We start from the raw sequence: 23,982 nt of genomic DNA, 5'->3' as shown, positions 1-23,982 counted from the left end.
CCGAGCGGTGGGCCGCGGTGGTGCGGAGGGGCGCGTGGTGGTGGGCGGTGGCGGGGGGCCCGAGGCGCCGTTCGGGTCGGGCTCGTGCGCGGGTGGCGCCGGCCGTGGCCGGGCTGTCGTCTCCGAGGGTGCCTCGCCGGGAGGGCGGGACGGCACAGGTGGGTGCCCGGGCCGCGGCGGAACGCCGGACCGCCGCGCGAAGAAAGCGCTCCCGCCGACCGAACGCTTGCCGGAGGCTCCCTCGCGCCTCGGACCGGACCCCGCGGTCGGCGGCGCGTCCGGGAAGCGGGCGGAGGCGGGCGGCGGAGGCGAGGACATCGGACCGGCAACCCCGGCCGACGTGACCGAGGGCCCGGCAGCAGGCGAGGCGGGGTCCGGCGCAGGCGCGGTCTCCGCGGGGCTCACGCCACCCGCACCATCGCCCGCACTCACGCGATCACCCATGTGGGCGCCACCGCCGCTCCCGACCGCGTCCCCACGGAGACCGGCGCGGGCGCCACCGCCGCTCCCGACCGCGTCCCCACGGAGACCGGCACGGGCGCCACCGCCGCTCCCGACCGCGTCCCCACGGAGACCGGCACGGGCGCCACCGCCGCTCCCGACCGCGTCCCCACGGAAACCAGCACGGGCGCCACCGCCGCTCCCGACCGCGTCCCCACGGAAACCAGCACGGGCGCCACCCGTGATAACGCCGACGCCCGTGGCCCCACCGCCACCCGCATTCGAGCCACCGCCCGCGTTGCCACCGCCACCCGCATTCGAGCCACCGCCCGCGTTGCCACCGCCACCCGCGTTGCCGGCGCCATACGCGGTCCCGTGGGCATCCCCGTTCGCGGGGGTGGCCGTGTTTCGGTTGTCGCTCGCGTTCGGGGTGGGTTTCGTGGTGTCGGTTCGTTGGGGTTTCTGCTTGTTGCCGGTTTTCGCGGTGCTGTGCTCGCGGGTCTGCGAAAACTCGGGGTTCTCATCGGTCCCGGTGGGCTTCGAAGGGGCCGGGGTGCCCGTGGGAGTGGGGCGCGGGGGGATCGGGGCGTGGCGCGCTTCCGTGCTCATGCACCCCCCGTTTCCTCGTCCCCGGGCCGTCTCCTCGGTACGCGAGTCGTCCTGCACCTCACCCGGGCCCACTGTCGGTCCGTCCCGGGCACGCATACCCGCACGGACGCGACGGCATCCCGGCGCGGTGCCGCGGCCGACGGCGTCGCGTCGTACGTGCGCGTCACTCTACGGGTTGTTCCACGGCGAACGGGAACCAGTCCGCGACGCCGTGGCATCTGCCCGGAACGTCCCCCTACCCTGCGGTAATCCTGTCTGGCAGGCTGCGTCCATGACTGCGCGCGCCGCCGACCGGGCCCGTTACGACCGGGCCACCGCCCATCTCGACGCCCCTGTCGCGATCGTGGACCTGGACGCCTTCGACGCCAACGCGGACGATCTCGTGCGCCGGGCCGGCGGAAAGCCGATCCGGGTGGCCAGCAAGTCCGTGCGCTGTCGCGCCCTGCTGGAACGCGTCCTCGCGAGAGACGGTTTCCAGGGCATCATGTCCTTCACCCTGGCCGAGTCGCTGTGGCTCGCGCGCTCCGGGTTCGACGACGTCCTGCTCGCCTATCCGTCCGCCGACCGGGCCGGTTTCGCCGAGCTGACCGCCCACCCCAAGCCGGCCGCCGCCGTCACCGTCATGATCGACGACCCGGCCCAGCTCGACCTGATCGACGCCTCCCGCGCCGACGGCGGTGAAGTCGTGCGCGTCTGCCTGGAGTTGGACACGTCGCTGCGGCTGCTGGGCGGGCGGCTGCGGGTCGGGGCGCTGCGTTCGCCGCTGCACTCCCCCGGCCAGGTCGCCGAGTTGGCGCGCGCGGTGGTGCGGCGCCCCGGTTTCACACTCGTCGGGATCATGGCGTACGAGGGCCATATCGCCGGCGTGGGCGACCTGCTCGCCGGTCGTCCGCTGCGCTCGCGGGCCATCCGTCTGATGCAGTCGACCGCGCGCCGGGAGCTGGCCGAGCGGCGGGCCGCCGTGGTGCGGGCCGTCCGGGCGGTGGCGCCCGGCCTGGAGTTCGTCAACGGCGGCGGTACGGGCAGCGTGCAGCACACGGCGGCCGAGGACGCCGTCACCGAGGTCGCGGCCGGTTCCGGGCTGTATGTGCCGCGCCTGTTCGACAACTACACGTCGTTCACCGGCCGTCCGGCCGCACTGTTCGCGCTGCCCGTCGTGCGCCGGCCGGGCGTCGGCGTGGTGACGGTGCTCGGCGGGGGCTATCCGGCCTCCGGTGCGGCCGGCGCGGACCGGCTGCCGGTGCCCTGTCTTCCGCAGGGGCTGCGCTACGACCCGCAGGAGGGGCCCGGCGAGGTGCAGACGCCGCTGCTCGGTGCGCCCGCCGACGATCTGCTCGTCGGCGACAAGGTGTGGTTCCGGCACGCCAAGGCCGGTGAGTTGTGCGAACGGTTCGAGGTGCTGCATCTGGTCGAGGGGGACCGGGTGACGGCGGCCGCGCCCACCTACCGGGGCGAGGGCCACACGTTTTTGTGACGGGTCAGTTCGACTCTGTGACGGGTCAGTTCGACGGGCCGAGGCTGCTGCCGACGCCGCCGCCGGTGTCCGCGTCGCCCACCGCCCGGATGCCCCGGGTGATCTCGTCCATGTCGGACAGCGGGGGCCCGTCGGGGCCCGCGTCGAAGACGAAGCGGACGACGACGGGCGCTTCGGTGCCGACGCTGGAGGGGAAGGCCAGCGACTGGACGTAGCCGCCGTGCCCCTTGGCCGTGGTGACCCGCCAGCGCACGTAGTACCCGCTGCGGCCGGCGACGGCGATCTGGCCCGAGGCGACGAGCCGATGGGACGTGATGCCGCCGAAGGGCCGCTGCCCGATGGCGTTCTCCTCGAAGGCGGCGTCCGCGGCGTCGCTGATGTCCTGCTTGGCGAGCGTTTCGGGCGAGGTCTGGCCGGTGGCGCTCGCGGTGCGGGTGCTGACCAGGCCGTGCCGGCACAGGCCGACGCCGGCCGGGCAGTCGTAGGTGCCGTCGGTGGTCATGACGACGTCGTCGTCGGCGACGTACTGCGGGCGCACCCAGCCGTCGGGCAGCGGCAGCGTGATGCCGTTGAGCTGGTCGACGATCCTCCCGGGGTCGTCGGCGGACGGGCCGGAGGCCGACGGCGGTTCGGACGGCGACGGCGAAGCGGGCCGCGGGTCGCTCGTGGTGGGCGTGGCCGCGGTGTTCGCCTCGGTGGACCCGGTGCCCTCGTGGTCCGTGCGGAGCACGAGGGCACCGGTCACGATCGCCGCGACCAGCACGGCGCCCGCGGTGATGAGCGCGACCGCCTTCGCCCGCCGGGAGGCACGGTCCGGGGCCGCCGGCGTCGCCGACGGGACGGGCGCTCCGGGCGCGCGGCGGTGCTCGGTCCAGGCGCTGCCGTCCCACCAGCGTTCCAGCTGCGGGGCGTTGGGGTCGGGGTACCAGCCGGGCGGCGGGGTCATGCTCATCCGGGCACTGTAGGCCGCGCGCCCGATGCGCGTACACGGTGTCCGGCCCGCGGGCGGGCGCGGCCCGGTCAGAGCGGTGTGACGTACGCGCCGGAGATTCCGCCGTCCACCAGGAAGTCGCCGGCGGTGACGAAGGAGGAGTCGTCGCTCGCGAGGAAGGCGACGGCGGCGGCGATCTCCTCGGCCTCGGCGAACCGGCCGAGCGGGATGTGCACCAGGCGGCGGGCGGCGCGCTCCGGGTCCTTGGCGAACAGCTCCCGCAGCAAGGGGGTGTTGACGGGGCCGGGGCACAGCGCGTTGACCCGGATGCCCTCCCGGGCGAACTGCACGCCGAGTTCGCGGGACATGGCGAGCACCCCGCCCTTGGACGCGGTGTAGGAGATCTGCGAGGTGGCCGCGCCCATACGGGCCACGAAGGAGGCGGTGTTGATGATGGATCCCCGGCCCTGGCGGCGCATGTAGGGGATGGCGGCCTTGCAGCACAGGTAGACGGAGGTGAGGTTGACCTCCTGGACGCGTTTCCATGCCTCCAGGCCGGTCTCCAGGATGGAGTCGTCGTCGGGCGGGGAGATGCCGGCGTTGTTGAAGGCGACGTCGACGCTGCCATAGGTGTCGTACGCCGTCTTGAACAGCGCCTCGACCTGCTCGGGGTCGGTGACGTCGACCTTCACGAACAGCCCGCCGACCTCGTCGGCGGCGGCCTTGCCGCGGGTCTCGTCGATGTCGCCGCAGACGACGTGGGCGCCCTCGGAGGCCAGTCGGCGGGCGGTGGCGAGGCCGATGCCGCTGCCCGCTCCGGTGACGACGGCGGTACGGCCAACCAGCCGGCGGCAGATGATCTCAGGGGTCTCGGCGGTCACTGTGCGGGGCCCTCCGTGCTGATGAAGACGTTCTTGGTTTCGGTGAAGGCGGTCAGGGCGTCCGGGCCCAGCTCGCGGCCGAGGCCGGACTGTTTGAAGCCGCCGAACGGGGTCCAGTAGCGGACGCTGGAGTGCGAGTTGACGGACAGATTGCCGGCGCGGACGGCCCGCGAGACGCGCAGGGCGCGGCCGAGGTCCCGGGTCCACAGGGAGCCGGCCAGTCCGTAGGGGGTGTCGTTGGCGAGGCGGACGGCGTCGGCCTCGTCGGTGAAGGGCAGCAGGACGGCGACCGGGCCGAAGATCTCCTCGCGGGCCGCGGCCGAGTCGGGCCGCTCGCCGGTGAGCACGGTCGGCGGGAACCAGTAGCCCGGTCCCTCGGGCGCGGTGCCGCGCAGGGCGGGGGCGTCCGCGGGCACGAAGGACCGTACGCGGTCGCGCTGCCGGGCGGAGATCAGCGGGCCCATACGGGTCTTCGGGTCGGCCGGGTCGCCCACCACGACGGACGCAAGCGCGTCCGCCATCAGCTCGCGGACCTGCTCGTGGACCGGCTCCTGCACCAGGATCCGGGTGCGGGCGCAGCAGTCCTGGCCGGAGTTGTCGAGGAAGGAGAACGGGTCGACGGCGGCCTCGATATCGGCGTCGGCGAAGACGATGTTGGGGCTCTTGCCGCCGAGTTCGAGGGTGACCGGTTTGACCAGGCGGGCGCACCGCTGCATGACCTCGCGGCCGGTGCGGGTGGAGCCGGTGAACACGATCTTCGCCACGTCGGGGTGGTCGACGAGCGCGCGGCCCGCGATGTGCCCGTGCCCGGGCAGCACCTGGAAGAGGTGCTCGGGCAGGCCCGCCGCCAGGGCGAGTTCGGCGAGGCGGAGCGCGGTGAGCGGGGTGGTCTCGGCGGGCTTGAGGACGACGGCGTTGCCCGCGGCGAGGGCGGGGAAGCCGCCCCAGGCCGCGATGGGCATCGGGAAGTTCCAGGGCGCGATGACCCCGACCACGCCCAGCGGCTCCTGGAAGGTGACGTCCCAGCCGCCGGGTACGGGGATCTGCTTGCCGAGCAGGCGCTCGGCGCCGCCGGCCGCGTAAAGCAGCAGGTCGCGGGCGTTGCCGGCCTCCCAGCGCGCGGTGTCGAGCAGATGCCCGGCCTCGCGGACCTCCAGCCGCGCCAGTTCCTCGATGTGGGTGTCGACGGTGTCGGCGAAGCGGCGCAGCAGCCGGGCCCGGTCGGCGGGCGCGAGGGCGGCCCAGCGCCGCTGTGCCGCCGTGGCCCGTACGACGGCGGCGGTGACGTCGGCCGCGGTGGCGGCGGGGACGGTGGCGACGACCTCTTCGGTGGCGGGGTTGCGCACCTGGAGTTCGGGTTCGGTGGACAGCTCGACGTGTGAGTCGTACGAGTCGTACGAGTCGTACGAGTCAGGCCGGTCGGACACGGTGGGCCTCACATGCGTTCGAAGGAGCGGCGCAGTTCCCAGTCGGTGACGGCGGCGTCGAAGGCGTCCAGTTCGACGCGGGCCAGGTTGTGGTAGTGGTCGACGACCTCGTCGCCGAAGGCGGCCCGGGCGATCGGGCTGGCCGTCCAGAGCGCGGCGGCCTCCCGCAGGGTGGTCGGGACGTGTTCGAAGCCGGCGGTGTAGGCGTTGCCCGGGCAGGGCGGTGGCAGTTCCAGCTTCTGCTCGATGCCGTACAGTCCGGCGGCCACCAGGGCGGCGACCGCGAGGTGCGGGTTGACGTCGCCGCCGGGCAGCCGGTTCTCGAAGCGCAGGGAGCGGCCGTGGCCGACGACGCGCAGGGCACAGGTGCGGTTGTCATGGCCCCAGGCGACGGCGGTCGGGGCGAACGAGCCGGGCTGGAACCGCTTGTAGGAGTTGATGTTGGGGGCGTACAGCAGGGCGAAGTCGCGCAGGGCCGCCAGCTGTCCGGCGAGGAAGTGCCGCATGACGTCGGTCATTCCGTCGGGCCCGGCCATCGCGCCTGCGCCGTCGGCGTCGGCGAGCGAGAGATGGATGTGGCAGGAGTTTCCCTCGCGCTCGTTGTACTTGGCCATGAAGGTGATCGACACGCCTTCCTGGGCGGCGATCTCCTTGGCGCCGGTCTTGTACACGGCGTGCTGGTCACAGGTGACCAGGGCCTCGTCGTAGCGGAAGACGATCTCGTGCTGGCCGGGATTGCACTCGCCCTTGGCCGACTCGACGGTGAGCCCGGCGCCGGCCATGTCGTTGCGCAGACGGCGCAGCAGCGGTTCGATGCGGCCGGTGCCGAGGATGGAGTAGTCCACGTTGTACTGGTTGGCCGGGGTCAGTCCGCGGTAGCCCGCGTCCCAGGCCTGCTCGTAAGTGTCCTTGAAGACGATGAACTCCAGCTCGGTGCCGACCTGGGCGGTGTAGCCGAGCCCGGCCAGCCGCTCCAGTTGGCGGCGGAGGATGTGGCGGGGCGCGGCGGCGACCGGGGAGCCGTCCGCCCAGGCGAGGTCGGCGACGACCAGGGCGGTGCCGGGATGCCAGGGGACACGGCGCAGGGTGCTCAGATCGGGGTGCATGGCGAAGTCGCCGTAGCCGCGGTCCCAGGAGGACATGGCGTAGCCGTCGACCGTGTTCATCTCGGTGTCCACGGCGAGCAGGTAGTTGCAGCCCTCGGTGCCGTGGTGCAGGACCTCGTCGAGGAAGAAACGGGCGGCGAACCGCTTGCCCTGGAGTCGCCCTTGCATGTCGGGGAAGGCCAGCACGACAGTGTCGATCTCACCGCTCGCGACGAGGGCGTGCAGTTCCTCGACGCCGAGCGGGGGTGTGCGGTCTGCCACGGCAGAGCCTCCTTCGGCTTTTCGGCCGGCCGGGAGCCATAAGGTATTGCCGAGAACCATTGGTTGGGAAGGGGGCACGACGGGATGGCGCGGGACACGCGGCGGGGACGGCCGGACGACCGGCTCGCGCCGGTGCTGCGGCCGGTGCGGGCGGGCAACGGCTTCGAGGAGGCACTGGAGCAGATCCTGCAGATCATGCGGCTGGGCCTGGTGCCGTGCGGCGAGCGGCTGCCCGCCGAACGGGAGCTGGCGCGGCGGCTCGGGATCAGCCGGGTGACGCTGCGCGAGGTGCTGAAGGTGCTCCAGGACCAGGGGCTCGTGGAGTCACGGCGCGGGCGCTACGGCGGCACATTCGTGCTGCCCCGGAGGAACGCGGGCGGCGAGGACGAGCTGCGGCACCGGATCGCCGCGGTCGACATCGACGATGTGCTCAGGTTCCGGGAGGTGCTGGAGGTGGGCGCGGCGGAACTGTGCGCGGCGCACACGCCGGCCGGCGAGTCCGCAAAGCGGCTGCGGGCGGCACTGGCCCGCACGCATGACGCGCCGCTGGCCGAGTACCGGCGGCTGGACACCCTGCTCCACCTCACCCTGGCCGAGCTGTCCGGCTCGCCGACGCTGGCCGCGCAGTACGCGGCCGTCCGGGCGACCGTCAACGACCTGCTGGACTGCATCCCGCTGCTCGTCCGCAACCTGGAGCACTCCCAGCGCCAGCACACGGCCCTGATCGAGGCGGTCCTGGACGGCGACGCGGACGGCGCCCGGGACATGATGCGAGAACACTGCGCGGGAACAGCGGCCCTCCTACGGGGCTTCCTGACCTGAGCCGACAGACACCGAACAGCCACCCGGGCACCGGCAGACACAAAGCACGCCGAACACAGACGCGCCCCCACAGCCCCGCCCGGCGGGCGCCCGCGGCGCCCCCGCCCGGGAGCGTCCGCCAGGCCCTGATCGCAGGCCCCCATCCCCCACACCCCCGCCGGCACACCCCCGCACACCGCACAAGCCCGCCCGACCGCGCCAGGCCGCCCCGCGGGGCAAGGAGCAGCGCGTCCCCGCAGAGTGCCCCTCCGCGCACACCCGACCCAACCGGCGTCCGCGCGACAGCGTCGGGGGGCTTGCCGGGGGGTGGGTGGTTCACGGTAAAGGTGTGCGTGCTAGCCATTGAGGGGAGCGAAGGAGGGTGCCATGGCGGGTCGGCCGTTGATCGGGGTCAGTACGTATCTGGAGTCCGGGGCGCGCTGGGGGGTGTGGGAGCTGGCGGCGGCGCTGCTGCCGACCGGTTATCCGCGGCTGGTGCAGCGGTCCGGCGGGCTGGCCGCGATGCTGCCGCCGGACGGGCCCGAGCACGCCGCGGCCACCGTGGCACGGCTGGACGCCGTGGTGATCGCGGGCGGCCCGGACGTCGAGCCGGTCCGCTACGGAGCCGTCACCGACCCGCGGACCGGGCCGCCGGACCGGGCCCGCGAGGCCTGGGAACTCGCCCTGATCGACGCCGCGTTGGCCGCGGAGGTGCCGCTGCTCGGGATCTGCCGGGGCATGCAGCTGCTGAACGTCGCGCTCGGCGGCACGCTGGTGCAGCATCTGGACGGGCATGCCGAGGTGCCGGGGGTCTTCGGCCGGCACCCGGTCAAGCCGGTGCCCGGCACGCGGTACGCCGGCATCGTCCCGGAGGAGACCTCCGTACCCACGTTCCACCACCAGGCCGTGGACCGGCTCGGCGACGGGCTCGTGGCATCGGCGTACGCGGCGGACGGCACGGTCGAGGCGATCGAGCCCTCGGCGCCCGGCGGATGGGTGCTGGGGGTGCAGTGGCATCCGGAGATGGGCGAGGACCTGCGGGTGATGCGGGCGCTGGTGGCGGCGGCCGGCTGAGCCCGGCTCAGCCGCGGGTCAGCGACAGCAGTTCCCGGGCCGGGCCCGTCGGCCGGTGCCCGGTCCGCCAGACCGCGCGCAGGTCACGGCCGAGGGACATGTCCCGTACGGGGATACGGACCAGGCGGCGCAGGCCGAGTTCCTCCCGTACCGCCAGTTCGCTCAGGACCGCGGGCCCGGCGCCGCTGACCGCGGAGGCCTTGACCGCCGTGGTGGAGGACAGCTCGATCAGCGGGCGGGCCGGCCCGCCCAGGGCGGCGTCCAGGACCTGGCGGGTGCCCGAACCGCGTTCGCGCAGGATCAGCGGGGTGCCGGCCAGCTCGTCCGCGGTCAGGGGGCTGCGGCGGCGGGCCCAGGGGTGCGCGGGTGCGGTGACGACGATCAGGTGGTCGTGCGCGATGACCGCCGAGTCCAGTCCGGCGGGGACCGTGAGCCCCTCCACGAAGCCGAGGTCCGCCTCGTCCGCGAGCAGCCGTTCGGCCACCGCCGTCGAGTTCCCGGCCAGCAGGGAGACCGCCGTGTCCGGGCGTCCCGCGCGCAGGGCGAGCAGCCAGCCCGGCAGCAGATACTCGGCGATGGTCATGCTGGCCGCCACCCGCAGCCGCGAGTCGCGCCGGTCCCGCAGCGCCTGCGCGCCCGCGTCGAAGGTCTCGGCCGCCTCCACGATCCGCCGCGCCCAGTCGGTCACCAGCGCCCCGGCGTCGGTGAGCCGGGAGCCGCGTGGCGAGCGGTCCACCAGGGCCACGCCCAGCTGCCGCTCCATGGAGCGGATCCGGCTGCTGGCCGCCGGCTGGGTGACGCCCACCTCCCGGGCCGCGGCGCCGAGGCTGCCGGTGCGCGCCACCGCCAGCAGCAGTTCCAGCGCGCCGAGATCGGGAACCCGATGGGCCAGCGATCCCGGCCCGCGCCGCTCCTCCGCCTCACTCATAAAACCAGCTTATGCCCTGATGGATTTGGCGCTGCTGTGGCCGGCGTTCGCGGCGGCCCATGCGGCGTGGGCCGGGCGGCGCGGCATGGGGTTCCCGATGACCCGGTGGGGTTCACGCTGGGCACGTGTGTCACCGGTGCCGCGGCGCCGGCCCGGCCCACCGGGCTGGCCGCCTCCGGCTGGCTGACGGCCGGCCGGTACGGGTGCCGGTCGCCGCCTGGGCGGGCGCCGCCGTGGGCACGGTGCGCGGGCTGCTCAGCGGTGAGCTGCCCGCAGCGCCCCGGACAACACCCGGGGCGCCTCGGCCAGCGACGGGCCGTACCACGTCAGGTGCCGTCCGCTGATCAGGGCGCAGGGCAGTTCCGGGAAGGCCTCGGGGCCGTCGTCGGCCGTGAAGCGGTACGGCTCGTCGGGCAGCACGACGAGGTCGGGCGCGGCGGCCCGCAGTTCGTCCAGCGGGATCCGCGGATAGCGGTCGGGGTGCCCGGCATGGATGTTGTCCACGCCGAGGCGGGCGAGCACGTCGCCGGCGAAGGTGTCCCGGCCGAGCACCATCCACGGCCGTCGCCAGACCGGTACGACCGCCGTCACGCGCGGCGCGGGCACCGGCAGAGCGGACCAGATGTCCTCGGCCTCGTCCAGCCAGCGTGGCCGGGCCGTGGCGCCGCACGCGGTCAGCACGCGGGCCAGTTCCCCGAAGGCCTGCGGTACATCGCGCACCTCGGTGACCAGCACGGTGAGGCCCGCGGCGCGCAGCGCGTCCAGGTCGGGGCCGCGGTTCTCCTCCTCGTTGGCGATCACCAGGTCGGGGGCGAGGGCCACGATCCGGTCCACCCGCGGGTTCTTGGTGCCGCCGACGCGGGTGACGGGCAGGCCGGCCGGGCGGACGCACCAGTCGGTGGCGCCGACCAGGACACCGGGGACGGTCTCGGCGACCGCCTCGGTGAGGGACGGGACAAGGGAGACGACCCGCATCATCCGCTCCGCGGGAAGAACACGCAGACAGGGGGCACGGGGAACCGCACGCCCAGGAGGGACACGGGAAAGCGCACGCCTTGGAGGGGCAGGGGCAACCATGCGCCCGGGAGCCACACGGGAAAGCGCCCGCCCGGAAGAGGCGCGAGGGAGGGCACGCCCGGAAGCGGCACGGAGAAGCGCATGCTCGGAAGAGACCGGGAGCAGCGCGCGCTCAGCAGGGCCAAGGGGAAGGGCCCGCCCGGAAGCAACCCGAGCAACCACGCGCCCAGGAGCCACACGGGAAAGCGCCCGTCCGGAAGAGGCCCGGGAAAGCGCATGCTCGGAAGAGACCGGGAGCAGCGCGCGCTCAGGAGGGGCACGGGGAAGGGCCCGCCCGGAAGCAACCCGAGCAACCACGCGCCCAGGAGCCACACGGGAAAGCGCCCGCCCGGAAGCGGCGCGAGGGAGGGCACGCCCGGAAGCGGCACGGAGAAACGCGCCCCCGGAAGAGACCGGGAGTAGCGCGCGCTCAGCAGGGGCACGGAGAAACGCGAGCCCAGGAGCGGCATGGGCAACCGTGTGCTCAGGAAGGCCACGGGGAACCGCTCGTCCGGGAGCGGCATGGGGATGCGTGGGCCCAGCCGCGGCGCTGCCGCAGCAGGCGGGCGCAGGGTCATGTGCCGGGCCGTGGCGGAGGTCATCCGGCCTGGTCAGCGGGGCCGGTCGTGGACGGCCTCGATGTGCTCGGCCACCGCGACGACGATCACGCGGGTGTCGGGCACCGTGGCGCGCCAGCGGTGGCGCACCCCGCCCGTGAGGTAGAGGGTGTCGCCGCGGCCCAGGCGGTAGGCGCGGCCCTCGGCCTCTATCTCCACCGCGCCGTCGGCGACGTACAGCAACTCGTCGTTGCGGTGCTGGAATTCGCGGCCCGCGTCATGGTCGCCGGTGAACTCGGAGGCGTGCAACTGGTGGTGACCGCGCACCAGCGAGCGCACCCGGGGTGCGAAGTCGCTCTCGACGACCTCGCCGCGTACGACGTCGACACTGCACGCCGGGTCGGCGGCGGCGAGGAGTTCGACGGCCGTGGTGCGCAGCGCGTCGGCGACCTTCTCCAGGGAGCCGGTGCTGGGGCGTGCCCGGTCGTTCTCGATCTGACTCAGGAAGGGCACGGACAGGCCGCTGCGCTCCGCCACGACGGCGAGGGTCAGCTCCAGCGCGCGGCGCCGCCGCCGGACGGCCGCGCCCACTCGGACAGGCTGTTGTTCCTTGTGGTCGCCCATCGCTCCGGCTCCCTCCTCCGCTCGTCGTGCCACCGCCCTCGGCGCCCGACGCAGGGCCCCGTCGCCCTGAAGGGTTCTCTGTACCCTACGCATGTTCGGCGAACCGTTTCATGCGGCCGTCACATCCACGTAAACGTCGGTGAGCACGACCCTCACGGTTCGCGCCAGTGGGCGGGCGGTCCGCCGATCGGTCCGGCCGACCACGGGACGGTGGGCCCATGGCGACCAGCTCCCGGGGTCGTGGCGCAACCGCTGACCCTCGATCAGCACGGGATCGCGCCCCTTATCTTCAATGCGCCGGAGGCTCCCGGTGTTCCCGGCCCGCACCCGGATCCGCACCGTGCGGCGGAGTCGCTGGTCAGGCGGGTGCGGCGGGTGGCGAAACGGGTGCGGGCCGGGCCAGGGCGGCGACCGCCCGAACGACCGGGCGGGGGCGCGGTCCGCCGTATGCGCGGTCGACGGCCCGGCGGGCGGTGGGCGCGGGCTCGGGCGGGGCCGTGGCGCTCCGTGGTTGGCCGGATCCTTCCCGTGGACGGCGGCAGCACGGCGGGCCGGCGCCGAGGGGCTGGAGAACGGGAGCCAACGGGAGAAGCAGAACGGGCGGAGCGGTGGCCACGCCTTTCGACGCGACCACCGCTCCCTGCGCCGGCGGGCCTCAGGCCACGGGTGCCAGCTTGTCCTCAAGACCCGGCTGGGCGTCCAGCCACTGCCGTGCGGACGCCTTCTCGTGCCCGGCGCCGCCCTTCTGTATCGCGACCTCCAGGGAGGCGAGCTGCTCCTCGGTGAGCTTGAAGTTCTTCAGCCAGCCGGACAGCTCGGGGAAGTCCTGGCTGAACGTCTTCTTGCCGACCATGTGGATCCGCTCGCCCTTGCCCCAGGCGCCCTCAGGATCCTGGAGCTTCTTCAGGTCGTACTTCCCGTACGCCCAGTGCGGCGACCACAACGTCACCACCACCGGCTCACGCTTCTTGATCGACCGGTCCAGCTCCGCCAGCATCGACGACGTACTCGACGACACCACCTTGTACTCACCCTCAAGCCCATAGGCCTTCAGGACCTTGCTGTTCAGCGTCGCCATCTCCCCGGCACTCGCCTCAATACCGATGATCTTCCCGCCGAACCTCTTCCCCTGACCCTTCAGATCGGCCAGCGAATCGATCCCCTTCACATACGAGGGAACCGTCAACTCCAACGACGTCGGCCCGTACCACGACCCCAGATCCTCCAACCGCGAACCGTACTTGTCCCAGTACGCCTTGTGCGTCGTCGGCAGCCACGCGTCCAGCTGGACGTCCATCTGGCCGGAGGCGAGGGAGCTGTAGAGCGGGCCAGGGTCCAGCTGTTTGAGGGTCGGCTTGTAGCCGCGGTCCTCCAGGATATTCTGCCAGAGATAGGTGCCGGCGATGGCCTCGTCCCACGGGAAGTAGCCCATGTCGACGGTCTTGCCCGCGTCCTTGCCCTGCTTCTTGGCGCCGCCGCCGGGGACGGGGGCGAACTGGTCGACCAGGCCGGGGCTCTTCTTCAGCCAGGCGCGCACGCCGTCCTGCTCATGGCCCTGGCCGGCGTCCCGGATGGCGTTCTCCAGACCGGTCAGCTGTTGCTCGGTGAGCTTGAAGTCCTTCAGCCACTGCGCGGCGACCGGGTCGTCGGAGCTGAAGCCCTTGCGGGCGACGGTGTGGATCCCCTCGCCCTTGCCCCAGGCACCCTCAGGATCTTGGAGCTTCTTCAGGTCGTACTTCCCGTACGCCCAGTGCGGCGACCACAACGTCACCACCACCGGCTCACGCTTCTTGATCGACCGGTCCAGCTCCGCCAGCATCGACGACGTACTCGACGACACCACCTTGTACTCACCCTCCAGCCCATAAGCCTTCAGGACCTTGCTGTTCAGCGTCGCCATCTCCCCGGCACTCGCCTCAATACCGATGATCTTCCCGCCGAACCTCTTCCCCTGACCCTTCAGATCGGCCAGCGAATCGATCCCCTTCACATACGAGGGAACCGTCAACTCCAACGACGTCGGCCCGTACCACGACCCCAGATCCTCCAACCGCGAACCGTACTTGTCCCAGTACGCCTTGTGCGTCGTCGGCAGCCAGGCGTCGGTCTGGAAGTCGAGATCGCCGCGGGCCACGCCGGAGTAGAGCGGGCCGGGGTCGAGCTGCTTGACGTCGGTCTCGTAGCCGCGCTGCTCCAGCAGTTCCTTCCACAGATATGTGGTGGCGGTGCCCTCGTCCCAGGGGATGTAACCGATGCTGATCCGCTTGCCCTTGCCGATGTCGGTGCTCGCACCGGCCTGGGCGTCATCGGAGCCGACCAGGTTCAGGCCGCCCGCGACCAGCGCGAGCACGACGACACCGACGACCGCGACCGCGCCGGCCGGCCGGTAGTGGGCGAACCGTGCGCGACCCACCAGGGCCGAGACCTTGACCGCCGCGCGCCGGCCCAGCGGGGAGACCCGCTCGCCCAGGGCGCCGGTCATACGGTCCAGGTACATGGCGAGGATGACCACCGCCACCCCGCTCTCGGCGGCAAGACCCACCTTGAGCTGGGTGATCGCGGAGTACACCTGCTCGCCGAGGCCGCCGGCACCGGCCATGCCGCCGATGACCACCATCGACAGGGCCAGCATGATGACCTGGTTGACGCCGGCCATGATGGTCGGCAGGGCCAGCGGCAGCTGGACGCGCAGCAGGATGTCGCGCGGGGTGGTGCCGAACGCCTCGGCGGCCTCCACGAGTTCACCGTCGACCTGACGGATGCCGAGTTCGGTCATCCGGACGCCCGGCGGCATCGCGAAGATGATCGTCGCGAGCAGACCCGGGGTCGTGCCGACGCCGAAGAACATCACGCCGGGGATGAGGTAGATGAACGCCGGCATGGTCTGCATGACGTCCAGCACCGGCCGCAGCTGGGCACTGACGCGCCTGCTGCGCGCGGCCCAGACGCCGAGCGGAATGGCGATCACGACGGTGATGACCGCGGCCACGAGCACCAGGGACAGGGTGTCCATGGCGTCGTCCCACAGCCCCAGCGAGTCGATGAGCGCGAGCCCCACGAAGGCGAGGACGCCCGGCAGCAGACCGCGCAGCCAGGCGGCGATCATGGCGAGGATGCCGGCCAGCAGCAGCGGTTCGCCGCCGCTGAGGACGGTGTCCACAGCGCTGTACATGCCGTCGAGCACGGCGTTGACGATGTCGAAGACCCAGGTCAGATGAGACTGCAACCAGTCGACCGCGGTCTCCACCCAGTCGCCGAAGTGGATCCTAGGCACCGGCGGCCGCCTTCCCGTCGCGCGGACGGCAGGGCGCGGGTTCGCCCTGCTCGTCACCGAGGAATCCGACGAGGCGCTGCCACGGGACGACGCCGACGAGGACACGGTCGTGGTCGACGACGGCGACCGGGTGGTTCACACGGGCGCTGATCGCGCACAGCTCGGCGAACGGCGTGTGCGGGGTGGCGGTCTCGCAGTCGCAGTCGGCCTCGTCGCCCCGGACGTCGGTGTCCATGACGGCGGCGGCGGTCAGCACGCGGACGCGGTCGACGTCCTTGGTGAACGAGGCGACGTAGTCGTCGGCGGGGCGGACGAGGATGTCCTCCGCGGCGCCCACCTGGGCGATCCTTCCGTCGCGCATCACGGCGATCCGGTCGCCCAGGCGCATGGCCTCGTTGAGGTCGTGGGTGATGAAGACGATCGTCTTCTTCAGGCTCTTCTGCAGCTCCAGCAGCTGGTCCTGCATGTCACGGCGGATGAGCGGGTCAAGCGCGCTGAACGACTCGTCCATGAGCAGCAGATCGGCGTCCGTGGCGAGGGCGCGGGCCAGGCCCACGCGCTGCTGCATGCCGCCGGACAGCTCGTCGGGCCAGGACTTCTCCCAGCCGGCCAGGCCGCACAGGGCGAGCGCCTCGTCGGCGCGACGATCGCGCTCGGCGCGGGGCACGCCCTGCACGCACAGGCCGTAGGCGGCGTTGTCGCGGACGCTGCGGTGCGGGAACAGCGCGAAGTGCTGGAAGACCATGCTGATCTTGCGTGAGCGCAGTTCGCGCAGTGCGCCGTCGGGCAGCGAGGTCAGGTCCTGGCCGTCGAACCTGACGCGGCCCGCGGTGGGCTCCGACAGGCCGTTGAGCATGCGCAGCAGGGTGGACTTGCCGGATCCGGACAGCCCCATCACAACGAAGATCTCGCCGGGTTCCACCTGGAAGGAGGCGTCGATGACCGCGGCGGTGGTGCCGTCGGCGCGCAACTCCTCCCGGCCGGCGCCCTGCCGGAGTCGCTCCACTGCATCGTCGGGTCGTCTTCCGAACACCTTGTAGAGATGTTCGGCCTCTAGCCTGGGTGACACGCGTACCTCTCGTCTCGGGGGCGGGCAACAGAGGCCGCGCCTGCCCCGATCCGAGGAGGGCAAACGCCCTGGTGACCCACTTCACACCCCGGGTGGCGGGGCCGTCGCCGCTGGTCACGGGCGGGTGTCGGTGCCGTACGGCATGATGCGGGGCGTGACCGGACGACTCATGCTCCTCGACACCGCCTCGCTGTACTTCCGTGCGTACTTCGGTGTGCCCGACTCCGTGAAGGCGCCGGACGGCACGCCGGTGAACGCCGTGCGCGGGCTGCTGGACTTCATCGACCGGCTGGTGCGGGACCACCGGCCCGACCGGCTGGTGGCCTGCATGGACGCCGACTGGCGGCCCGCGTGGCGGGTCCGGCTCATCCCCACGTACAAGGCGCACCGGGTCGCCGAGGAGCATGCCCAGGGCCCGGACACGGAGGAGGTGCCGGACACGCTCTCCTGGCAGGTGCCGGTCATCGAGGAGGTGCTGGACGCGCTCGGCATCGCCCGGGTGGGCGTCGCCGAGTACGAGGCGGACGATGTGATCGGCACGTTCACCGCGCGCGCCGAGGGCCCGGTCGACATCGTCACCGGCGACCGTGACCTGTACCAGCTGGTGGACGACGCGCGCGGGGTGCGGGTGCTGTACCCGCTGAAGGGAGTGGGCACGCTCCAGCTCACGGACGAGGCCGTGCTGCGCGGGAAGTACGGCGTCGACGGCCGGGGGTACGCGGATCTGGCGCTGCTGCGGGGCGACCCGAGCGACGGGCTGCCCGGGGTGCCGGGCATCGGTGAGAAGACGGCGGCGAAGCTGCTCGCCGCGTTCGGCGACCTGGCCGGGATCATGGCGGCGGTCGACGACCCGAAGGCCGGGCTGACCCCGTCGCAGCGCAAGCGTCTGGACGAGGCCAGAGCGTATGTCGCGGTCGCCCCGGAGGTCGTCCGGGTCGCCGCCGACGTGCCACTGCCGAACGTCGACACGGCGCTGCCGCGCACCCCGCGCGACCCGGCGGGCCTGGAGGCGCTGACGGCACGCTGGGGACTGGGCGGGTCGTTGCAACGGCTCCTCGCCACGCTCGCCGGGTGAGCGGCGTCCCGGCCGGTGTCCCCGCCCGGAGTTCCGGTCGTGTTCCTGCCTGCCGGTCCGTGTTCCTGTCGGCCGCAAGGGCGTGGTGCTAACTTAGGTAAACCTAAGGAAGTCACATGGAGGCAGCCATGGCAGAACGTCCGGCACGGAGGCCGCGAAAGCCTCGCTCCGCGCAGGTCATCCGCACCGAGCGGCTGACCCCCCATATGCAGCGGGTCGTGCTCGGCGGTGCGGGGCTGGCGGATTTCGCGGCGGACACCTGCACCGACCACTATGTGAAACTGCTGTTCCCTGTGGGGGGCGCGACCTATCCGGAGCCCTTCGACCTGGAGCGGATCCGTGCGGAGTTCCCCCGTGAGCAGTGGCCGGTGACCCGGACGTACACGGTGCGTGACTGGGATGCCGAGCACCGGGAGCTGACCCTGGACTTCGTGGTGCACGGCGACGAGGGCCTGGCCGGTCCCTGGGCGCGACGTGTGCGGCCCGGCGAGACCGTGTGGTTCATGGGCCCCGGCGGCGCCTACGCGCCCGACGCGAGCGCCGACTGGCATCTGCTGGCCGGCGACGAGAGCGCGCTGCCCGCGATCGCCCGCGCTCTGGAGACGCTGCCTGCCGGTGCCCGGGCCCATGCCTTCGTGGAGGTGTCCGGGCCGCAGGAGGAGCAGAAGATCGACTCCGATGTGGCCGTCGTCTGGCTGCACCGCGGGGACCGGCCGGTCGGCGACGCCCTGGTCGAGGCCGTGCGGGCGCTGGAGTTCCCGGCGGGCCGGGTGCACGCGTTCGTGCACGGCGAGGCGGGCTTCGTGAAGGAGCTGCGTCGGCTGTTGCGGGTCGAGTACGCGATTGCCCGCGAGGACCTGTCGATCTCCGGCTACTGGCGGCTGGGGCACGACGAGGACGGCTGGCAGGCGTCCAAGCGGGAGTGGAACGCCCGCGTCGAGGCAGAACAGGAGGGCCCCGCCGCCGCGTGAGGACCGACGCCGCCTGAGGGCCGACGCCACGTGAGGCCCGACGCCGCCCGAGGGCCGCCGCCGCCTGAGGGCCGCCGCCGCGTGAGCACCGACCCCGCGTGAGGACCGGGCCCTGCGGCCGGCTGAGCCCGGCAACCGCCCCACCGGCACCTCTCCCCCGTTATGTCTTCTGCGGTCCTGCAAGAGGGCCGCCGGCCTCCGGGCCCGGCATGACTGTGTCATGCGCGCACGGGCGCCGAGGCATCCCGACGTGGGCGCGGGACGGACACCGGGCCTCGGCGGCGCGCGAGCGGCGGTCGCGGCCGCCCCGGTACCGGCCGGGGCCGCCGGCCTTCGCATGGCGGCCCAGGCCGTCGGACGCCCGCGGGCGGCGCCCCGTACGCTGGGCCGTGATGAGACGAAGGACCCGTACCCCGCCCGCTCCGCTGCCCGCGCGCGACGGCGTGGATCCCGTGCGGGTGCGACTGCCCGCCGAGGGACCTTGGGAAACGGTGCGCGCGCATCTCGTGGCGCGGCTGTCCGGGGCGCCGCCCGGCATGGTCGACGGGATGCTGGCGGCAGGCCGGATCGTAGGGGCCGACGGGCGGGCGGTCACGCCGGACGATCCGTACGTGCCCGGCATGTACGTGTGGTTCCACCGGGAGCTGCCCGCCGAGGTGCCCGTGCCGTTCGACCTGGAGGTCGTCTACCGGGACACGCACCTGGTCGTCGCCGACAAGCCGCACTTCCTCGCCACAACCCCGCGCGGCGGCCATGTCGTTCAGACGGCGCTGACGCGGCTGCGCCGGGAACTGGGCGTTCCCACGCTGTCCCCGGCGCACCGCCTGGACCGACTCACGGCGGGACTGGTGCTGTTCACGGTGCGGCCCGAGGAGCGCGGCGCCTACCAGTCGCTGTTCCGCGACCGGCTGGTACACAAGGAGTACGAGGCCGTCGCGCCGTACGATCCCGCGCTCACCCTGCCCCGGACGGTGCGCAGCCGGATCCTGAAGGAACGTGGGGTGCCGGCCGCCCGGCAAGTCCCGGGCGAGCCGAACGCGGTGACCCACGTCGAACTGGCCGACGTCCGGGAGCGCGACGCGCTGGCCCGCTACCGGCTGACCCCGCGCACCGGGCAGACGCATCAGCTGCGGGTGCACATGAACGCCCTGGGCGTGCCGATCCTCGGCGATCCGCTGTATCCGGTGGTGACCGGACCCGGGCCGGCCGGTGACTTCCGACGACCGTTGCAACTGCTGGCCCGGCAGCTGGAGTTCGCCGATCCGATCACCGGGACGGAGCACCGCTTCCACAGCGATCGGACGCTTATGGCCTGGTCCGCGTACCCGGAATGGGCCGCGAGCTGACCCGTTCGGTTCACGCCCCGAAGACGAAGAACGAAGGGGCGCGCAGAACTGCGCGAGCAACCACACACCACCCGCACCCACCCCCGGCAGCCACGCCCCCGAAGGGGCGCGCGGGGAACTGCGCGAGCGGCCAAGGCCGACCCGCGCCCGCCGGCCGAACCGTCACCCCACCGACGAGTAGGCCACCACACCCCGCAGCAACTGCTCCACCGCCTTACGCGCACTCTTGGCCACGGTCGAGCCCTCCGCAGGCGCCGCCGCCGAGATCTGCCCGAGCACATCGATCACCTGCTTGCACCACCGCACAAAGTCCCCGGCCGGCATCTCCGCCTCACGCAGCACCTCGTCCAGGCCCGTACCGGAAGCCCACATATAGGCGGCCCAGGCGAAACCGAGATCGGGTTCGCGCTGCCCCACCCCCTCGGTCTGAGTGATCCGGAACTCCTCCTCCAGAGCGTCGAGCCGCCCCCAGATACGGACCATCTCACCGAGCGCGGCCTTGGCCCGGCCCGAGGGCACCCGGGGCGCCAGCGCATCGTCGCCGACCCGCGCCTCGTACACCAACGCCGAGACACAGGCCGCGAGTTCGGCGGGTCCCAGCCCCTCCCAGACCCGCTCACGCAGACACTCGCTGGCCAGCAGGTCGAGTTCGCCGTACAGCCGGGCGAGCCGTTTGCCGTGTTCGGTGACCTCGTCGCCCCGCAGGTAGTCGAGTTCGGTCAGCAGCGCCACGATCCGGTCGAAGGTCCGCGCGATCGTGTTCGTACGCCCCTCGATACGGCGCTCCAACTGCGAGGTGTCGCGCAGCAGCCGGTGGTAGCGCTCCGCCCAACGGGCGTGGTCCTCACGGTCGTTGCAGCCATGGCAGGGGTGCGCGCGAAGCGCGGTGCGCAGCCGGGCGATCTCCCGGTCGTCGGCGGCCTGCGCACGCTTCTTGCGGTGCCGCTCCGGCGGAATGTGCCCGGCCTTGCTGCGCAGCGCGGACGCCAGGTCCCGACGGGACTGCGGCGAGCGCGGGTTGAACGTCTTCGGGATGCGCATCCGCTCCAACGGCTCGACCGGCACCGGGAAGTCGATCGACGCCAGCCGCTTGACCTGCCGTTCGGCGGTGAGGACGAGGGGGCGGGGCCCGTCGTGGTACTCGAAGCCGCGGTGGCCGTTGGAGCGCCCGGCGGGCAGGCCGGGGTCGAGCACCAGGGCCAGGCCCGCGAACTTGCCGGTGGGCACATGGATGACGTCGCCGGGCCGGAGCTTCTCCAGGGCGACGGCGGCCTCGGCACGCCGCTGGGCCGCACCCTGCCGGGCCAGTTCGTTCTCCCGGTCCTTCAGTTCGCGGCGCAGACGCGCGTATTCCTCGAAGTCGCCGAGGTGGCAGGTCATGGACTGCTTGTAGCCCGAAAGACCTTCCTCGTTGCGCTGCACCTGCCGGGAGATCCCGACGACCGACCGGTCCGCCTGGAACTGCGCGAAGGAGGTCTCCAGCAGTTCACGTGAGCGGTGCCTGCCGAACTGCTCGACCAGGTTGACCGCCATGTTGTACGACGGCTTGAAGCTGGAACGCAGCGGATAGGTGCGGGTACCCGCCAGGCCCGCGAGGTGTTCGGGGCTCATGCCGCGCTGCCACAGCACCACCGCATGGCCCTCGACGTCGATGCCGCGCCGGCCGGCCCGCCCGGTGAGCTGTGTGTACTCGCCGGGGGTGATGTCGGCGTGCTGCTCGCCGTTCCATTTGACGAGCTTTTCCAGCACCACCGAGCGAGCCGGCATGTTGATGCCGAGCGCCAGGGTCTCGGTGGCGAAGACGGCCTTCACCAGGCCGCGCACGAACAGTTCCTCGACGACCTCCTTGAAGGTGGGGAGCATGCCCGCGTGGTGGGCGGCGATGCCCCGCTCCAGGCCCTCCAGCCATTCGTAGTAGCCGAGGACGTGCAGGTCTTCGCGGGGGATGGAGGCGGTGCGCTCCTCCACGAGGTCGCGCACCCGCTGCCGGGCCTCCTCGTCGTTGAGCCGCAGTCCCGCGTACAGGCACTGCTGGACGGCGGACTCGCAGGCGGCCCGGCTGAAGATGAAGGTGATGGCGGGCAACAGGCCCTCGGAGTCGAGCCGTTCGATGACCTCGGGGCGGCCCGGCGTCCACACCCGGGAGCGCTGGCGCCGCTCGCGTTCGCGGTCCGCCTCGCGCATCGCACGGCCGCGTCTGCGGTCCTGGTAGGAGGGCCGGCCGGCCTCCGTTCGGGCGAGCCGGGCGAGGTCGGGGTTGACCGCCTTCTTGTGGCCCTCGCCCTCCTCGAACAGGTCGTACATCCGGCGGCCGGCGAGCACATGCTGGAACAGCGGCACCGGCCGGTGCTCGGAGACGATCACCTCGGTGTCGCCGCGTACGGTGTCCAGCCAGTCGCCGAACTCCTCGGCGTTGGAGACGGTCGCCGACAGCGAGACCAGGGTGACCGACTCGGGGAGGTGGATGATGACCTCCTCCCACACCGCGCCGCGGAAGCGGTCGGAGAGGTAGTGCACCTCGTCCATGACGACATGGCCGAGGCCGAGCAGGGTCCGGGAGCCCGCGTACAGCATGTTGCGCAGCACCTCGGTGGTCATCACGACCACCGGGGCATCGGAGTTGACGCTGTTGTCTCCGGTGAGCAGGCCCACCTTGTCGGGGCCGTAGCGGCGGCACAGGTCGGCGTACTTCTGGTTGGACAGCGCCTTGATGGGTGTCGTGTAGAAGCACTTCTTGCCCTGGCGCAGCGCGAGGTGGACGGCGAACTCGCCCACGATGGTCTTCCCTGAGCCGGTGGGGGCGGCCACCAGCACGCCCTTTCCCGCCTCAAGCGCCTGGCAGGCCTCGATCTGGAAGGGGTCGAGGCCGAAGTCGTACATCTCGCGGAAGGATGCGAGCGCGGTGGCCTGCTCGGCTGCCCGTCGGCGGGCTGCCGCATACCGCTCGGCCGGTGAGAGGTCCTCTGTCATCGTGCTTTCGAGCGTACCGGGCGGCACTGACAACAGGACGATCATTATCCGGAAAGCGGGATGTACGCCGGGCGCACCCAGACGCCGCGCACGCGGCTGCCCGCGCCGTTGCGGGCGCGGGCACCTCACCGGTCGTGGGGCGCGAACGCTCAGGTCACGTCGTCGTAGCCGTTGACCCGGTCCGTGCTGGACTGCTCGGGCAGCGCCCGGCTGGCGGAGACCGTCTCGATCTCGCCGATGTCCTCGGGCGTCAGATCCAGCTCGGAGGCCTCGTCGTCGGCGGGGCCCGCGGCGTCGCGCCGCCGCCTGCGCCGGTCGTTGAGCAGGGAGAAGGCGACCGCGATGAAGTACAGCACGCAGATCGGCCCGGCGAGCGACAGCATGGAGACGGGGTCGGTGCTGGGCGTGGCCACGGCCGCGAAGACGGTGATGCCCATGATCATGGCCCGCCACCAGCCGAGCATGCGCTTGCCGCTGAGCGCGCCGGTCAGATTGAGCATGATCAGCAGCAGGGGCAGCTCGAAGGAGAGACCGAAGACGACCACCATGCGTGTGACGAGTTGCAGCAGGTCGTCCAGCGGCAGCAGGTTGTCCACGCCATGCGGTGTGAACTGCATCAGCACCTGTGCCGTGGTGGGCAGCACCCGGTAGGCGAAGTACGCTCCGCCGAGGAACAGCGGGGCACCGGTGCCGACGAACGCGTAGGCGTACTTCTTCTCGTGCCCGTGCAGGCCGGGCGCGACGAACCCCCACAGCTGGTAGAGCCAGATCGGCGAGGCGAGCACGACGCCCGCCATCAAGGAGACCTGAAGGGCCAGCGTGAACGGGGCGAGCAGGCCGTTGATAGTGATCCGCGCGCACTGCTGGCCGTCGTCGCTGGACCGGGCCAGTTCCTCGAAGGTCTTCCCGCAGCCGACCGAGTCGAGGATCGGCTTGGTGAGGAAGTTGATGATGTCGTTGTAGAAGAAGGCGGCGACGACCGTGACGACGACGATGGCCAGAATCGCCTTCGCGAGCCGGTTGCGCAGCTCACGAAGATGATCCGCAAGGGGCATCCGCCCCTCGGGATCCTTCTCCTTCTTGCGGGCAGGCTTGGGCAACCCACGT

17 protein-coding genes are annotated in these 23,982 nt (G+C 72.4%); 6 read left to right on the top strand and 11 right to left on the bottom strand.

Annotated elements, in window-relative coordinates; all coding sequences use genetic code 11:
• Nucleotides 1-1,321: 1,321 nt before the first annotated feature.
• Nucleotides 1,322-2,524, top strand: coding sequence for an amino acid deaminase/aldolase (locus ABT245_RS07815; protein ID WP_351730085.1), 1,203 nt, complete (start codon nt 1,322-1,324; stop codon nt 2,522-2,524).
• A gap of 25 nt (nt 2,525-2,549) precedes the next feature.
• On the opposite strand, the gene ABT245_RS07810 is transcribed toward ABT245_RS07815, so the two are convergent.
• The 4 genes from ABT245_RS07810 to ABT245_RS07795 all read right to left on the bottom strand — a co-directional run bounded on the left by ABT245_RS07810 (nt 2,550) and on the right by ABT245_RS07795 (nt 7,130).
• On the bottom strand, nt 2,550-3,470 hold the full coding sequence (locus ABT245_RS07810) for a DUF2510 domain-containing protein (protein WP_351730217.1): 921 nt from the start codon (nt 3,468-3,470) through the stop codon (nt 2,550-2,552).
• A 74-nt stretch (nt 3,471-3,544) separates the two neighbouring features.
• On the bottom strand, nt 3,545-4,336 hold the full coding sequence (locus ABT245_RS07805; RefSeq protein WP_351730082.1) for a 3-oxoacyl-ACP reductase: 792 nt from the start codon (nt 4,334-4,336) through the stop codon (nt 3,545-3,547).
• Nucleotides 4,333-5,706 carry an aldehyde dehydrogenase family protein gene (locus tag ABT245_RS07800; RefSeq protein ID WP_351730215.1) on the bottom strand — a complete coding sequence of 458 codons (1,374 nt, stop codon included), beginning with the start codon at nt 5,704-5,706 and terminating at the stop codon, nt 4,333-4,335. Before ABT245_RS07800 ends, ABT245_RS07805 begins: the two co-directional genes overlap by 4 nt.
• 65 nt (nt 5,707-5,771) lie before the next feature.
• Nucleotides 5,772-7,130 (bottom strand): glutamine synthetase family protein, encoded by a 1,359-nt coding sequence (locus ABT245_RS07795; RefSeq protein WP_351730079.1) that lies wholly within the window; start codon nt 7,128-7,130, stop codon nt 5,772-5,774.
• Between the two features lie 84 nt (nt 7,131-7,214).
• Here ABT245_RS07795 and ABT245_RS07790 point away from each other — a divergent pair, with 84 nt between their 5' ends.
• Both ABT245_RS07790 and ABT245_RS07785 read left to right on the top strand, forming a co-directional pair.
• The gene (locus ABT245_RS07790) at nt 7,215-7,952 is read left to right on the top strand and encodes a FadR/GntR family transcriptional regulator (RefSeq protein WP_351730076.1); all 738 of its coding nucleotides are present in this window, start codon (nt 7,215-7,217) and stop codon (nt 7,950-7,952) included.
• Nucleotides 7,953-8,318: 366 nt separating this feature from the next.
• Nucleotides 8,319-9,005, top strand: coding sequence for a gamma-glutamyl-gamma-aminobutyrate hydrolase family protein (locus ABT245_RS07785; RefSeq protein WP_351730073.1), 687 nt, complete (start codon nt 8,319-8,321; stop codon nt 9,003-9,005).
• Nucleotides 9,006-9,012: 7 nt separating this feature from the next.
• Here the strand turns inward: ABT245_RS07785 and ABT245_RS07780 are convergent, their stop codons facing one another.
• The 5 genes from ABT245_RS07780 to ABT245_RS07760 all read right to left on the bottom strand — a co-directional run bounded on the left by ABT245_RS07780 (nt 9,013) and on the right by ABT245_RS07760 (nt 16,513).
• Nucleotides 9,013-9,933: a LysR family transcriptional regulator gene (locus ABT245_RS07780; RefSeq protein WP_351730070.1), complete on the bottom strand. Its 921-nt coding sequence runs from the start codon at nt 9,931-9,933 to the stop codon at nt 9,013-9,015.
• A 255-nt stretch (nt 9,934-10,188) separates the two neighbouring features.
• Nucleotides 10,189-10,908: a helical backbone metal receptor gene (locus tag ABT245_RS07775; RefSeq protein WP_351730067.1), complete on the bottom strand. Its 720-nt coding sequence runs from the start codon at nt 10,906-10,908 to the stop codon at nt 10,189-10,191.
• A 692-nt stretch (nt 10,909-11,600) separates the two neighbouring features.
• Nucleotides 11,601-12,170 (bottom strand): helix-turn-helix domain-containing protein, encoded by a 570-nt coding sequence (locus ABT245_RS07770; protein WP_351730064.1) that lies wholly within the window; start codon nt 12,168-12,170, stop codon nt 11,601-11,603.
• A gap of 655 nt (nt 12,171-12,825) precedes the next feature.
• Complete coding sequence (locus tag ABT245_RS07765) at nt 12,826-15,444, bottom strand: ABC transporter permease/substrate binding protein (protein WP_351730061.1); 2,619 nt, start codon at nt 15,442-15,444, stop codon at nt 12,826-12,828.
• Nucleotides 15,437-16,513, bottom strand: a complete 1,077-nt coding sequence (locus tag ABT245_RS07760) for a quaternary amine ABC transporter ATP-binding protein (RefSeq protein ID WP_351730058.1) — start codon at nt 16,511-16,513, stop codon at nt 15,437-15,439. The genes ABT245_RS07765 and ABT245_RS07760 overlap by 8 nt, the downstream gene beginning before the upstream one ends.
• A gap of 145 nt (nt 16,514-16,658) precedes the next feature.
• Between ABT245_RS07760 and ABT245_RS07755 the strand changes: the two genes are divergently transcribed.
• The 3 genes from ABT245_RS07755 to ABT245_RS07745 all read left to right on the top strand — a co-directional run bounded on the left by ABT245_RS07755 (nt 16,659) and on the right by ABT245_RS07745 (nt 19,905).
• Nucleotides 16,659-17,588, top strand: coding sequence for a 5'-3' exonuclease (locus tag ABT245_RS07755; RefSeq protein WP_351730212.1), 930 nt, complete (start codon nt 16,659-16,661; stop codon nt 17,586-17,588).
• Nucleotides 17,589-17,716: 128 nt separating this feature from the next.
• A complete protein-coding gene (locus ABT245_RS07750; RefSeq protein ID WP_351730055.1) occupies nt 17,717-18,559 on the top strand; it encodes a siderophore-interacting protein in 843 nt (280 codons plus the stop codon).
• A gap of 392 nt (nt 18,560-18,951) precedes the next feature.
• Nucleotides 18,952-19,905 (top strand): RluA family pseudouridine synthase, encoded by a 954-nt coding sequence (locus ABT245_RS07745; protein WP_351730052.1) that lies wholly within the window; start codon nt 18,952-18,954, stop codon nt 19,903-19,905.
• A 162-nt stretch (nt 19,906-20,067) separates the two neighbouring features.
• Here ABT245_RS07745 and ABT245_RS07740 read toward each other — a convergent pair whose 3' ends face one another.
• Both ABT245_RS07740 and tatC read right to left on the bottom strand, forming a co-directional pair.
• Nucleotides 20,068-22,920, bottom strand: coding sequence for a DEAD/DEAH box helicase (locus ABT245_RS07740; protein WP_351730049.1), 2,853 nt, complete (start codon nt 22,918-22,920; stop codon nt 20,068-20,070).
• Between the two features lie 104 nt (nt 22,921-23,024).
• The gene (gene tatC / locus ABT245_RS07735; RefSeq protein ID WP_351730046.1) at nt 23,025-23,975 is read right to left on the bottom strand and encodes a twin-arginine translocase subunit TatC; all 951 of its coding nucleotides are present in this window, start codon (nt 23,973-23,975) and stop codon (nt 23,025-23,027) included.
• Between the last annotated feature and the right edge of the window lie 7 nt (nt 23,976-23,982).

This window comes from Streptomyces sp. NPDC001508 (genome assembly GCF_040298665.1).
GTDB lineage: Bacteria > Actinomycetota > Actinomycetes > Streptomycetales > Streptomycetaceae > Streptomyces.
This window is presented reverse-complemented; position numbering and strand designations above follow the sequence as displayed.